17 protein-coding genes and 1 pseudogene are annotated in these 13273 nt (G+C 44.6%); 13 read left to right on the plus strand and 5 right to left on the minus strand.

The features are described 5' to 3' along the window. The first annotated feature begins 53 nt into the window (after nucleotides 1-53). Nucleotides 54-542, plus strand: a complete 489-nt coding sequence (locus FS806_RS13855) for a DUF4411 family protein (RefSeq protein WP_144937451.1) — start codon at nucleotides 54-56, stop codon at nucleotides 540-542. A 305-nt stretch (nucleotides 543-847) separates the two neighbouring features. Here FS806_RS13855 and FS806_RS13860 read toward each other — a convergent pair. Next, a pseudogene (locus FS806_RS13860) lies at nucleotides 848-1264 on the minus strand (SRPBCC domain-containing protein); the annotation flags it as partial. Between the two features lie 41 nt (nucleotides 1265-1305). Here FS806_RS13860 and FS806_RS13865 point away from each other — a divergent pair. After that, the gene (locus FS806_RS13865) at nucleotides 1306-1983 is read left to right on the plus strand and encodes an ABC transporter permease (protein WP_260982081.1); all 678 of its coding nucleotides are present in this window, start codon (nucleotides 1306-1308) and stop codon (nucleotides 1981-1983) included. A gap of 41 nt (nucleotides 1984-2024) precedes the next feature. After that, complete coding sequence (locus FS806_RS13870) at nucleotides 2025-4319, plus strand: preprotein translocase subunit SecA (RefSeq protein WP_144937457.1); 2295 nt, start codon at nucleotides 2025-2027, stop codon at nucleotides 4317-4319. A 136-nt stretch (nucleotides 4320-4455) separates the two neighbouring features. Here FS806_RS13870 and FS806_RS13875 read toward each other — a convergent pair whose 3' ends face one another. After that, on the minus strand, nucleotides 4456-5559 hold the full coding sequence (locus FS806_RS13875; RefSeq protein WP_144937461.1) for a site-2 protease family protein: 1104 nt from the start codon (nucleotides 5557-5559) through the stop codon (nucleotides 4456-4458). A 339-nt stretch (nucleotides 5560-5898) separates the two neighbouring features. On the opposite strand from FS806_RS13875, the gene FS806_RS13880 reads away from it, so the two are divergent. Then, nucleotides 5899-6768: an effector binding domain-containing protein gene (locus FS806_RS13880; protein ID WP_260982082.1), complete on the plus strand. Its 870-nt coding sequence runs from the start codon at nucleotides 5899-5901 to the stop codon at nucleotides 6766-6768. Between the two features lie 61 nt (nucleotides 6769-6829). Here FS806_RS13880 and FS806_RS13885 read toward each other — a convergent pair whose 3' ends face one another. The 3 genes from FS806_RS13885 to FS806_RS13890 form a co-directional block, all read right to left on the minus strand. Then, entirely contained in the window at nucleotides 6830-7132 is a 303-nt protein-coding gene (locus FS806_RS13885; protein ID WP_186328357.1) for a YetF domain-containing protein, read from the minus strand. 55 nt (nucleotides 7133-7187) lie between these two features. Continuing rightward, nucleotides 7188-7406, minus strand: coding sequence for a DUF421 domain-containing protein (locus tag FS806_RS25765; protein ID WP_186328358.1), 219 nt, complete (start codon nucleotides 7404-7406; stop codon nucleotides 7188-7190). A gap of 408 nt (nucleotides 7407-7814) precedes the next feature. Further along, nucleotides 7815-8297 (minus strand): HIT family protein, encoded by a 483-nt coding sequence (locus FS806_RS13890; RefSeq protein ID WP_144937467.1) that lies wholly within the window; start codon nucleotides 8295-8297, stop codon nucleotides 7815-7817. Nucleotides 8298-8430: 133 nt separating this feature from the next. On the opposite strand from FS806_RS13890, the gene FS806_RS26190 reads away from it, so the two are divergent. The 9 genes from FS806_RS26190 to FS806_RS13930 all read left to right on the plus strand — a co-directional run bounded on the left by FS806_RS26190 (nucleotide 8431) and on the right by FS806_RS13930 (nucleotide 13137). Beyond that, nucleotides 8431-8595, plus strand: a complete 165-nt coding sequence (locus FS806_RS26190) for a hypothetical protein (RefSeq protein ID WP_222126665.1) — start codon at nucleotides 8431-8433, stop codon at nucleotides 8593-8595. 119 nt (nucleotides 8596-8714) lie between these two features. Beyond that, on the plus strand, nucleotides 8715-9140 hold the full coding sequence (locus tag FS806_RS13895) for an NUDIX hydrolase (protein WP_144937470.1): 426 nt from the start codon (nucleotides 8715-8717) through the stop codon (nucleotides 9138-9140). A gap of 147 nt (nucleotides 9141-9287) precedes the next feature. Then, on the plus strand, nucleotides 9288-9662 hold the full coding sequence (locus FS806_RS13900) for a hypothetical protein (RefSeq protein WP_144937473.1): 375 nt from the start codon (nucleotides 9288-9290) through the stop codon (nucleotides 9660-9662). 83 nt (nucleotides 9663-9745) lie between these two features. After that, nucleotides 9746-10189 (plus strand): VOC family protein, encoded by a 444-nt coding sequence (locus tag FS806_RS13905; RefSeq protein ID WP_144937499.1) that lies wholly within the window; start codon nucleotides 9746-9748, stop codon nucleotides 10187-10189. 115 nt (nucleotides 10190-10304) lie between these two features. Further along, nucleotides 10305-11261 carry a sigma-70 family RNA polymerase sigma factor gene (locus tag FS806_RS13910; RefSeq protein ID WP_144937502.1) on the plus strand — a complete coding sequence of 319 codons (957 nt, stop codon included), beginning with the start codon at nucleotides 10305-10307 and terminating at the stop codon, nucleotides 11259-11261. A gap of 74 nt (nucleotides 11262-11335) precedes the next feature. Continuing rightward, nucleotides 11336-11761: an SRPBCC family protein gene (locus FS806_RS13915; protein WP_144937504.1), complete on the plus strand. Its 426-nt coding sequence runs from the start codon at nucleotides 11336-11338 to the stop codon at nucleotides 11759-11761. A 217-nt stretch (nucleotides 11762-11978) separates the two neighbouring features. Continuing rightward, nucleotides 11979-12251 (plus strand): type II toxin-antitoxin system Phd/YefM family antitoxin, encoded by a 273-nt coding sequence (locus FS806_RS13920; RefSeq protein WP_144937507.1) that lies wholly within the window; start codon nucleotides 11979-11981, stop codon nucleotides 12249-12251. Further along, the gene (locus FS806_RS13925) at nucleotides 12235-12561 is read left to right on the plus strand and encodes a type II toxin-antitoxin system RelE/ParE family toxin (RefSeq protein WP_144937509.1); all 327 of its coding nucleotides are present in this window, start codon (nucleotides 12235-12237) and stop codon (nucleotides 12559-12561) included. The genes FS806_RS13920 and FS806_RS13925 overlap by 17 nt, the downstream gene beginning before the upstream one ends. A 72-nt stretch (nucleotides 12562-12633) precedes the next feature. Beyond that, nucleotides 12634-13137 (plus strand): GNAT family N-acetyltransferase, encoded by a 504-nt coding sequence (locus FS806_RS13930; RefSeq protein WP_260982083.1) that lies wholly within the window; start codon nucleotides 12634-12636, stop codon nucleotides 13135-13137. The last annotated feature ends 136 nt before the right edge of the window (nucleotides 13138-13273 follow it).

Here is a 13273-nt window from a genome sequence, read left to right on the forward strand (position 1 = left end):
AAATTAACAAGTCGCCTCAGAAGGTAATTGATCGCCTTTGTATCCAACTCTAAATCTTAAGTGCCACTTATATAGTTGAAGCACATAGGAGGTACTATGCCTTTGACATCGCACCTTGTTTTTGGCGTGTCCTGTTGGAGTTAGCAGATAGAGGTCATATAGTAAGTATTGATAGAGTTAAGGACGAGTTAATGAATTCAGGTCAAGAAGACGCCTTAAATAAGTGGGCACTCTCCGAATTTGATCGTTGGTTTGCCTCAACTGAAAATGAAGAGGTATTCGAAGCATATCGTGAGTTAATTGACTGGTCTATCGGAGAAGATCAGTACCATGACTATGCCAAAACAGAGTTTGCAGATGTTGCGGATAGCTGGGTAGTTGCTTTTGCTAAAGCTTATAATTGTGTTGTTGTTACTCAAGAACAATATAGTAGGGATGCTAGGAAAAGAATTTTGATCCCTAATGCCTGTAGAGCTATGGGGGTTGATTACATGAATACCTTTGAAATGCTTCGTAAGTTAAATGCTAGCCTTGGAGAGTAAGGGCAATGATATGACAATGACAAATTAACACAAACACCATTATTTAGGGAGAGGCGGAAACTTTGCCCCTCCTTTTCTGTTTAGTTTACCATATCAAGTGATACGGTGAACCGTATCATAAGTGATGGCGATCCCCCGGGTCTTGGAGGGTGGAGAAGAGCCGTGTGGCGGGTAAGTCAGATGAACTGAATCACTCTATGCTTGACCTGACGAAAACGGCGGAACAGTTTAAAACGGATGACCAGTTCGAAAGGAGCACCTTTCTGCGGTGCTCCTTTTCTACCAATCTATTTATAATGCGAACTTTAATTTTTCTTCAGTGTTTCTACAAGCTCGTTCAAGCGATCCCAGGTTTGAGTAATGCCTTCCAGCAATCCCATGTCGAGAACCGCTTGGAGAGATTCCTCTGAATCGAATACTGAACGACTGACCAATTTTGTTTCTGCTCCCAAATCAATGAATTCCATTGTCACTTCAGGTGCGGGCATAGCTTCATTAATATTGCCATCTTTATCTGAGAAATAATCAGTGTAGACAATTTTCTCTGGCTCCACAATTTCCTTATAAATTGTCTTGTTCCAAGATTCCATACCATACTCTTCCTGATTTTGATCCACACACTTCATGCAGTAATGCCAAACACCGCCTGGTCGAAAATCGATGTTGCAAACAGGCAGTTCCCATCCATGGGTACCCCACCAACGCTTTAAGTATTCTGGTTCTTACTATGAGTATCTCATTAAAACGTGCTCAAGCGATATTTGTGAAGGATTACAAAGAGTTTTCACGCAATTATGCGATTTCTATTATGCTGATTTTCCCAATTGTCCTCGCATTTCTCCTCCGTGGTGCAGGCCCGTCTCTGCCCGGAGCTCTCGGTTATGTTCTAAATTTTTCGTTTGTGATACTGACGAGTTTTGCACAAGCATGCCTGATTGCGGAAGAAAAGGAGCGTAACACCTTACGATCATTAATGATGACTCCGGCCACAACCATGGATGTTCTAATCGGTAAAAGTGCTTTAGTCTTTGCCATGTCTGCTGTAGTTCTGGGTATTGCCACGTATATAATGGGCTATGTACCAGCTAGTATATGGGCGCTTGTGGCTGCAATTATTCTTTCGATTATTCTATACACAGCTGCCGGCACGATATGCGGTTTATTCTCCAAGACGTTACTTGATGCGTCTTTATCTATAATTCCCGTATCGATCGTATTCACTGGGGCGCCATATGGAGGAATGTTACTGGCGGATGATTATCCGATTTTCAAAGTGCTGGAATATGCACCAAGTATTCAACTTGTGTATTTGCTAAATATAAGCAATACAGACTTTACGACGGGAGATTTATTAAAACCCCTCCTCATTATTTTGGCATGGACGGTTGTATTGACGATCGTATCGGTTGCTTTGTATCAACGGCGGTTAAAGGATGAGTAGGATAGAATCGCGTATTTCTACGGAGGAGGGATCATTTTCCGATGAATTTAGCCGTCAAGTTGATGCGGAAATTCAAAGACCGCGAAACCCGGCATAAGCTGCAAGGCTATCGGGACAAAGCGGAGCTTATCAGGAAACGGAATTTGGAAACTTGGGACGAAAAGCAGTTCCAAGCGGAATCTCTCCGGCTGAAAAAGGAAGCAAAATCGGGTACGCTTTTGGACGAGCTGCTTGTCGATGCCTATGCGCTAGTTTGTGAGGCAGCCAAGAGAACACTCGGGTTACATCCCTACGATGTTCAGATCATGGCGGCCATCGCTCTGCACGAGGGATTTGTGATCGAGCAGCATACCGGCGAAGGAAAAACGCTCTCTGCTGTTATGCCTGCTTATCTGAATGCGCTAACCGGCGAAGGCGTTCATGTTCTGACTTTCAACGATTATTTGGCACATCGAGATGCGGAGTGGATGGGCCCGATCTATCGTTTCCTCGGATTAACGGTAAAATCGGTTCAAGCGGGCATGAGCTTGTCCGAGAAACGGGAAGCGAATGCCGCAGATATAACCTATGTTACGGCCAAAGAGGCGGGATTCGATTATTTGCGCGACACGATTGCGCTGGACGAAGCCGATACCGTGCATCGTCCTTTCCACTACGTCATCGTCGATGAAGCAGATTCACTGCTTCTTGACGAAGCGCGGGTGCCGCTAGTCATCGCCGGCGAGCCGGGCTCTTCCAAGAGCGACGGCATTCGTTTCGCAGAAGTGGCCAGGCAGCTCGAGCAAGGTGAGCACTACGAGTTCGACGAGTTCAAGCGCAATGTTTATTTGAATGAAGCGGGCACTGCGAAAGCGGAATCGCTGCTGGGATGCGGCAATTTGTACGAAAGCCATAATAGTCATTTGTTATCGTCGTTAAATTGCGCGCTGCATGCGGAATCGTTATTGAAAAAAGACGTCGATTACATCGTCCGAGACGGTAAAATCGAGCTGATCGACGAGTATACCGGCCGAGTGGCGGGGAACAGGCATTTGCCGGACGGGCTGCAAGCCGCACTTGCGGCCAAAGAAGGACTGCAGTCTGTAGCCGGCGGGAAAATTCTCGGTACGATCACCCTTCAACACTTCCTTAGCCTATATCCGAAGATTTGCGGAATGACAGCTACCGCGCAAGCTTCCGCAATGGAATTCGAAGATATTTATGCGCTGCAGGTCGTGCAAATTCCGCCGAACCGGCCAAACATACGAATTGACCATCCGCACCGGATTTATACCCATAAAGAAGCCAAGCTTAAGGCGCTTGTACAAGAAGTATCGTCCGTTCATGCGACGGGACGCCCGATTCTCATTGGTACGTCAAGCGTCGGGGAGTCTGACATGCTGGCGGAGGCGCTAGCGGCAGCGGGCGTACCGTGCCATGTTCTGAATGCGAAAAACGATGCAAAAGAAGCCGAGATCATCGCCAAAGCGGGAGAAATCGGCGCCGTGACGGTATCTACGAATATGGCCGGACGCGGCGTCGACATTCGGCTCGGCGGCGGCAACCCCGCTCAGGCGGAAGTTGTCGCCAAGCTGGGCGGGTTGTACGTGATTGGTACGCATGTGCACGAAAGCGTGCGGATCGACAACCAACTGCGCGGGCGTTCTGGCCGCCAAGGAGACCCGGGAGCTTCCGTATTTTTCGTAAGCTTGGAGGACGAGTTGATGCAAAGGTTCGGCATCGATAAAGTGATTCCGCCCGCTTATCGCGATCTCAGACAGGATGAGGCTCTCGAAGAGTCGGTGCTCTACAGTAAAATTGAGTATATTCAGCGCGTTATGATGGGCCAAAACTTCCATATCCGCCAGGAACTGAACCGTTATTCGGATATGGTGGAGGAACAGCGGCGAATTCTATACGTGCAGCGGCTCGAAATTTTGACAGGCGAGACGCCGATGAGCCCTTCGGAGCAGCGGGTACGGCTTTATTATATCGACAAGTTCTGGGCTGACCATCTAGAAGACGTATCTTACATTCGCGAAAGCATCCATTTGACAAGCCTTGTTAACCGCAATCCGATTGACGAATTTCATGCGCAAATCATTCAAGCCTACGAGCAAATTCCGGCTAAAATCAATCGTGAGTCGACGAATATGCTCGCAAAGCTCGGAGGTTCGAATGATCCGGCGCAGTGGGAAAAGTTCGGGCTGAAGATCCCAACTTCCACTTGGACTTATATTATCAACGACCAATACATGGAGTACTTGCAGAATCGCAGTTCATGGACTGCAGGGACGATCATCGCTTATTGGATTCGCAAAATGATGAGGCCGGTATTCGGATGGTCCAAATTTTGATCGGGACGAATACGAGCGAGCGCTTCGGTAAACTCCACATTGCAGAGCTTGCGGACTGGACGCTTCGATTATGGCAGCATTTATGAATGCGCCCCCCGACCTGCTGCAAGCCGACAAGCCGGGCAAATAATTGTTGCTACCGGCTTGCCGCATAATTGCGAACAACTTGAATATATTTGTCCAACACCGCGGCGTCCGCTGCTTTTCCAAGCAGATATGGTTTGTTTGCGAGGATATCGTTCTTGGCGTGCTGCAATACAGCGATCGCTTGCTCTACATTACCCTTGCGGCAATAACGAAGCGCTTCGATTTTGGTCGTGAGAAGGTTCAGCATGGCAGGATGACGAACTGTTATTTTCTCCGGCACAGTCCCGATATCTCCACCTGTCGCCAGCTTGGCAAACGAGTAGGATAGAAGAAGCTCCTCTTTCATAGCACCCGTTAAACGGTCTTGCTCGATCCATGGCCGCAGCAGTTGAACGGTTCTGTGAAACCTTTCATTCATCGTCTGCCATGCAGCGACGAAATAGAGCAAATTCATGATCATGTCGAGTTCATAACGATCATTGCACTGAAGCCATGCTTCATTCTGCAACTCCTCCTCCAGCTCGATGACATTCCCCTGCGGAAGGCCATGAAGCTCCTCCTTATCCGACGCAAACGCATACTCGTATGAGAGCTTAAACAAAGCATAAAACAGTCTGCCGGAACGGCCATTTCGCCGCAGCAATCGAATGCCAAGCCCATCGCTATAAGCTCCGCCCTCCGCCTTCAAGGGAACAATCGCCACAAGGCCAAAAGCAAAATGAAACAACACAAGCAATAGCCACAGCATACTGCCAGTGATTGCATATAATATGCAACCAACCAGCACGATCACCAGATTAGCCAGGCTTCCGCCTGCCAAATACCAGACGAGCCTATGGCGATCCGTTTCATAATCACTAAACTTTACCTGCATAGCGCACTGTCCCCAGTTGCTTGAATTCGTATTCGAAGCTATGGTCAGCTTGCCCTTTTCCTTAGTGAGATGCACCGGACCGATAATCAAAAAGCGAAACGAATATCCGAGCCATCGACCGACAACAAAATGCCCCAGCTCATGGATCAATAGAGCCGAATAAAGCATAAGAAATAACGTCAACAGAATTAATATGTACTTTCCCCATCCGCCAAGAAGCGTGAGGGCTCCCAAAAATAGAATGCCTATCACCGCAATCATTATTCCATTCCGCTTCATGCGAGCAGCCTCTCTCCCTTGCGAATACTTCCCTTTTCTATACGGATAGATGACTAGGTTGGTGCCGCTTTTACCAAATCATCAATATGGGATAACCATGTTTGCCCTGATTTGTTCGGATATGATCTGATATTATTCCTGGTGGTATGTCTAATAGAGAGTTGAGATATATGATATCGAATTTGTTTCATGCAAAGCGCTCGTGATGTACAGTACAAAGTATCTGTCTGTACAGGGGCATTGCTTCTAGCAGCCGCAGGATTCTTAAATGATAGAAATGGCGACAACGAACCCGTCTGCAATACGAAACTCCGGAAAATGTAAGAAAGGAAGAGGCTTATGATTACCATTTATGATTGGTTTGGCTACGAATTGCCGATCAAAGAACGTTATCAGTTAATAAAAGAGGCCGGATTTGATGGCGTTTTATTATGGTGGAGTGAAGACTTTAATCGGAACGATTACCGCAGCGGGCCGCAGATTGCGCGAGAAGCGGGGCTTTTTATAGAAAATATCCACACGCCTATCAAAAACCAAAACAGCCTCTGGCTGGACAACCTGGAAGGCGAGGATCTGCATGGATTGACTCCTACAACAGCACGCAATGCCGGAAGTCAGTTGAAAGCCTATCCTCGCATCTCCTTTCAAATTATTTTAAAAGGAGTTGTCGGGATGAATTATCGGATTGAGAAACGGGATGCTTTTCAAGTTTATGGGTTGGAGGATATATACAATTACGATGATATTGCGAACCAACAAGGAATATCTATCCCGGAGGTTTGGCAAAACATAGGCAAGAATGGCGAGTTTGACAGATTACGCAAATCGGTAACCGGGGATTGGTGGCACGAAGGAAATTTCAGCAAGGAACTTGGAGCCGTTTTTGCATACGATTCCTACAAGTTCACAAGCAATACCACTTTCCCTTATCTTATCGGGTGTTACAAATCGGAGAATAGCAAGGTCAATGGATATACAGTTGTTGATGTTCCGGCATCGACTTGGGCGGTATTTTCAACGTTAAATGATGGGAATGGGAGCGGCAACTATGATCTGCGATCCTTAAAGAATCGAATATTTTCGGAATGGCTGCCCACATCAAATTTTAATGTTCTGGATGGCGGTAATTTCGAGATGTATTGTACAGACAAAGACGGTTATGAATATTGTGAGTTATGGTATCGAATTGAGGAAAAGCAAATAGGATAAATACTGCTCGCTCCGCTAATGTTCCTGGATGAAACGGGTATGGCAATGAAGCGTAAAGAGCTTATTGCAGGTTAGGGTCAATTGGGGTCGGATGGTGGTTTGTGCTTACTTCCTGGAAAAGGATGCTTTGTTCCATAGTTGTCTCGGGCTTCAAGCCAAGTATTCGTTCTAATTCTCCGACAGTTACTGGTTTGGCGTGCCTCATTAATTCGTAACCAACTTGACCATTGGGTTCAATTGTAGCGGTTTTGACATCACTAATATTAGCAATGCCATTTTGTCTTAAACGTATTTCAAGCTGATCGACAGTCATACGAATGCTCCGAAGGTTCTTCTGCACGATTTGTCCGTTCTCAATGATCACCTTGGATCTCCCACTCATGAGTTTTTCGAACCAATCAAATTTCAGCTGTAAAAATTCAATGATTATTAGTGTAATAATGAAAACCGCTGCCGAGCCGATTGCTGTCCATAGTTGATTTATTGGCAAGCGGTTGAACAATGGTCGTACCAATAGAAATCATGATAACGGTCGTAGCTACGCTCATTTGGGAGATCGATTTTCTTCCTGCTATACGTAAAAGTACCATTCCCGCGATGACTAGGATTGCGGACTTCCAAATCCAAGCTAAATCCATAAGTGTGCACTCCTCTGAGATAAGATTCATGATTTAGAATGGATGGATCTTCCTTAATTTATTCGTAAGGGAAATCTTCTCGGGGAAGACAAAGTTAGATTTTGAACCTAGTAGAAGAAGAAGGGATTTCCAGTTTGTTAAATAATCAACTATAATAGGGGGGGACATACATTCGGTCTAGGAGGGGATTGTCATGAATAAAAAAGTATCCAACGACACGATTAAATTAACACCAGCACTACCCAAAAAGTACGAAAAAAATGGAATTTCACTTTCCTTCTCTGAAAATTGGCATAGCAGAATATGATGAAGGACCAACAGGATGCACTGTATTTTACTTCCACATGAGACGGGGACGCAGTGCTTAGCTGTGTAGATGCAAACTTGAACTAAATAGACGGTCTGATGTCAATTTAAAGCCCTCCTTAGTTTTTCTATACACTCAATTACGTGTTTAATGTTTGTTTCATCATTCATCGCATTTCTTGAATGTAGAAGTGCTGGTCTTAATGATTCAACGGAGTTTCCAAATGGTTTCATCCACTCATATCTCGGAACCATCCAAAGATGAAAATGATGAGTAGTATCCTCATTGTAAAAATAGTAAACATAGTCGATCCCCAGTTCTTTCCTTTGGGCATTACGTATTTCTCTAACTAATTTCATATACCTGTTCGATTCATCCTCAGTTAGTTCATCCATACAATAAAAGTGTCTTTTAGAAGCAAGGATAACTAGTCCGGGGATAGGATAAGCGACATCCTGGTGAGCATGGAAGAATTCATCTTCGTAAATTACGCCTCCAGTTGGTTCAATTAAACCGGCAGTTAGAGCGCAGCTTAGGCATTCAACTTCTACCGTCGTCCCATTGGCAAGTTGGATTCTCCTCATTCATAAACCCCCTTGAAAATATTAATGCCAGAGCATAGAGCCATACTTGATTCATTTCTAATTGTTCTCTTGAAATCATGCTCGCTCTGTCCTTCCTAAACGAACCCGTATTTTTTATCTTCTCCTAGCCATTATGGAGCCGACGAACAAGCAGAAGCAAGTCCTGCCCCTGATCAAGGGGTACCGTATTGCAGTACCTCCGCGCAAGCAAAGTGACCATATCCTGCTTCGTATTGTTAATCTCATTCTACATAACCTCCTGAAAAAGAAAATGCCCCTCGAAGGTCTTGGCCCTTAATCACGAATAGGATAGATGTACTCAAATTGCTCGAACCTTTTTAAGCTGACCGGCAGTATACAGTAATGGGAAAATGTAGTAATCTGGTTTTATTAATTTAAATTGGGGAGGACGATGAAGTGGCTCCAAAACATATAGTTTCAGCGGCAACGATTGTAGTTAATGAGCGAAACGAAATATTATTGATAAAAGGACCTAGACGAGGATGGGAAATGCCGGGAGGGCAGGTTGAAGAAGGTGAATCTTTGAAAGATGCTGCGATAAGGGAAACAAAGGAAGAGAGCGGTATAGATATAGAAGTGACCAAGTTTTGCGGTATTTTTCAAAATGTAAGCGCTAGTATTTGTAACACTTTATTTTTAGGCAGACCCGTCGGAGGAGAATTAACAACTACCCCAGAGTCTTTAGAAGTAGGATTTTTTCCAATCGAAACAGCATTAGAGATGGTAACATGGGGAAATTTCAAGCAAAGAATCGAGTTTTGCTTGAATGAAGAACTTCATCCTTTTTACGTTGAATTTTCCATTCCGCTTAAGGATTGCTAGGGCGGCAACACCTTCTCAGGATATTATTGGTTTAGGATTGATCGAACTCATTCAGAAGGGCTATTTACAGGCACCCCATTTTGGGAATGAATCGGCTACAGAATATCTTGATAATTACCTTATATAAGTATACAAAGGGGCGGAAATATGAGAAAGATAGTAATTGGTATTCTAATAGTCTTTTTATACTGTTTTCCTTTTGTTTATTTTTCAATGTACCAAGATTTTGCCAACCATTCTATGCTCGGCTATTTAGTTATGATTGTAGCGACTTCGCTTCTCGCTTTCGTTGGCACACTTTTTAGTAATCCGATCTTTCTTGTTATTGGTAATATACTGTCACTAATCATTTCATATTATTTCTTAGGAGAGATGTCAGGGAACGAACGATGGGGCGGCTATTTTAAGCCACTATCTCCAAATCAATTGTTAATTTTGGTTAGTTTTTTGAATTTAATTCCGCAGCTCATCGCTATGAAATTATCTAATAGCTACAGAAATAAAATCAAAGTCGCTTCGTAACCGTGGCCGGGAGGCCGCACTGAATCCGCAAGGGAAGAAAGACGGAACGAAAAACAGCTATTTAAAAAAGGAGGATGTAAAATATGCAGAGCAAAAAAACGAATGATGCGGATGTGATCGGTTACTGCTGCATGAGATTTCCAGTCACGGATTTGAAAAGGTCGGTAGATTTTTATTGTAATGTGTTAGGCTTTGAATTGATTTCGGCTGATTATCAGTTTGGAGAGGCACATCTTGCGTTGAAAAATGGGAACGGTCCGGGTATTTTTTTGATGGAAACCAAGCCGGAAGATGTTACCCAATTGAAGTTTGTATTTCCTCGTTCATTCTTTGTCACAAGCAGCACGGGGCACGTGACGATGGTTGAGTTATTAACGAATGATTTGCTTGCGCTGCATGAACGGATTAAACAAGCGGGAACCGATATAGATAAAGAACCCGTATTTACTAATGATTTCGGTTATTTCACCTTTTATGATCCGGACGGGCACTATATTCGGGCGGTCGAAGAAAGAGGCGTATATTAATGTTAAAATGTTTCACGCATATTCGCCGGGGATTTTCAAAGGAAATCGCCGGTTTTTGTCGAATGTAGTATGATGTTAGACCGTCATCAGGCAATCGCTCATGAAGGGGGCTAAGATGAACGAAGCCGCACTTGATCTTGAAATATTTGAGAAGTTAAAACCGGAGTTAACATCGTTCTGCTATAGGATGCTGGGATCTATCGTAGACGCGGACGATGCCGTTCAGGAAACCTACATTCGCGTTTGGCAGAGCTGGAACTCATTCAGGCAACAATCTTCGCGCAGAACGTGGATCTACCGCATCGCGTCAAACGTATGTATAGACAAGCTGAGGCAAGCTAAACGCCGCGCCCTTCCTGTTGACATATTTGACCCGGCTGTTTCCATCATCGAACCTCGCGAGACGTTGCCCGAATCGTCATGGATTTGGCCTGCTCCGGATTTTGCAGATGACCCGGAACATATTGTCGTGCGGAAAGATACGCTTCAACTTTGCTTTATTGCCCTTTTACAAACGTTACCTCCCCGTCAACGTGCAGTGCTTATTTTGAAGGATGTGTTCGAGTGGTCCTCCAAGCAGATTGCGGAGACGCTAGGTATGACGCATGCAGCCGTGAACAGCGCCTTGCAAAGAGCGAGAGAGACGATGGGCCGGGCCGAGCTTCGCTCCGAAGAGCTCTGCATGATGGATGCTGTACCGGATCATGAGCTGCTCTCACGTTATGTGGATGCTTTTGAGCAATTTGATATCTCTGCATTAGTGGCGTTGTTTCATGAAGAGGGATGCCTATCCATGCCGCCTTTCGAGATGTGGGTCCGCGGCAAGGACAATTTGTTCAAGTTTTTTACGCTAACTCGTTGGCATTGCGAAGGTTCCCGATTTTTGCCGGTTACGGTGAATGGCGGTTATCCCGCATTTGCGCAATATATGCCAAGTGACAATAAATCCATCTTAGTGCCTTGGGGCATTCACGTCGTTGAAATAAAAGACGGTAAAATTTTGCACATCCAAAATTTCATTAACACAAAATTATTTACCCGATTTGGGCTTCCCGAACAAATCCACCGATGAATTTCGTAAATTCATTTCGTCTAACCATATGAGAGACAAAATTATGATTATTATGAAAGAGGTGTCCTTATAAAATGGGAACGAACAATCCAACAAGAGTAACCGTACAGGCAGTCATTCAAGCGCCGGTGGAAAAAGTATGGAAGTATTGGACGGAGCCGGAACACATCACGAAATGGAATCAAGCATCGGATGATTGGCACTCGCCAAGAGCGGAGAATGATTTGCGGGTCGGCGGCAAGTTTGTTACAAGGATGGAAGCGAAAGATGGCAGCATGGGTTTTGATTTTGGCGGAATTTACGATGTTGTGAAATTGCATGAGGAAATTTCATACACAATGGGGGACGGGAGAAAGGTTGATATCACCTTCATTGCTCAAGGAAACGAAACGAAGGTCGTCGAAACGTTCGACGCGGAAGGCACTCACCCCGTTGAATATCAACAAGCAGGTTGGCAAGCGATTATGGACAATTTCAAAAACTATACGGAAACTCACTAATATCCTCTGGCGTCCAATCGGACGCCATTTTTTGTTTTTGGCGTGGCACAGTGAGGGAGGTCAACGGATGCAAATTGAACATCTCCGTGATAATGAAGGGAGGAGCTCTGCATGATTACGCTCAGAAAAATCACACTGGAAAAAGATTGGTGGCATATACATTTATTATAATGATATAATATAGTCAGAATAATGTCATCGGAAAGGGTTGAACAGCGTGCATATTAAACCGTCAACGACAATTAGACAGGATTACAACGGATTTTCGAAATATTGCCATGAACTTGATGAACCAGTGATTCTAACGCGCAACGGTGAAGCGGATCTGGTAGTGATGAGTCACGAGGCTTACCGGCGAATGGAGGCTCGCATTAAACTGCAGTCCAAGCTTTTGGTTGCAGAAAAGCAGATCGCGGAAGGAACCCCGCTGCTTGATCATGAACAAGTGGTAGCAAGAATGCGGAGGAAAATTGATGCCGTCAAAGGGTAAAATCAAATATGCCCCCGCGGCCGTGGATGATATGGATGAAATTTTTTCATACATCACGCAAGATAATGTTGTAGCCGCAGAAAACATGCTGGACCGAATAAATACGGCCGTTTCCAAACTGGCTGATTTTCCGAATATGGGTTCTGTTCTCTCGGACGATGACTTTTCACTGATCCAACGCGGATACCGTTTTATCGTAGTTGACCCTCATTTGATTTTCTATCGGCTTATCGATAATTGGGTTATTATCCACCGTATTTTGCATGGACGCAGGGATTATCTTCGTGAGTTATTTGATGTGTTGGAGTAAAGTTGTAGGCGGGAGATACCCTGAGAATCTGATTGCAACGGGAGAAGAATGAGAATCGGGAGGCTGCGCCGATTGAGAGGCGATTTTTTGAATATAAGACATATTGAACCAGATGACTGTAATGCAATTTTTGAGGTAGCATCAGATTGGTGGGGAAGCAATTATTCAAGTGATATGATTTCAAAGTGGTATATCCATCATTTTCGGGATACTTGCCTCTTAGCTGAAGAAAACGGGAAGATGGCAGGATTTCTTATTGGATTCTTATCGCAATCGGAGCCAAATGAGTCTTATATTAGAATCGTAATGGTTGACCCGGCAATACGAGGAAAAGGTGTTGGACGAGCACTTTATGAGGAGTTTTTCAAACGTGTAGGAATGCTGGGAAGAAGTGTGGTTCGATGTGTAACAGCTCCAGGAAAGAAGGATTCTATCGCATTTCATACACGAATGGGATTTATCATCGAACCTCAGGAACAAGAATATGAAGGTGTTCCTGTATTTATTAATTATGATGGTCGTGGTGGAAACAGGGTGGTTTTTAAGAAGGTGCTTCAGAAAATGGAAGATCGTTAATGGATATGGTTGAACAAAGCTATTTCAAGAATGGGCCATTCTCTATCGAGGGTAGATAAATAGCAGGGCTGAAAATGCTCATAAACAAAGGGTTTCCAGACATTGAGTTTTTCTCTCGGCTGTTAGGCCGGAGGTG

The organism is Paenibacillus sp. 32O-W (assembly GCF_007679495.1).
Classification (GTDB): domain Bacteria; phylum Bacillota; class Bacilli; order Paenibacillales; family NBRC-103111; genus Paenibacillus_L; species Paenibacillus_L residui.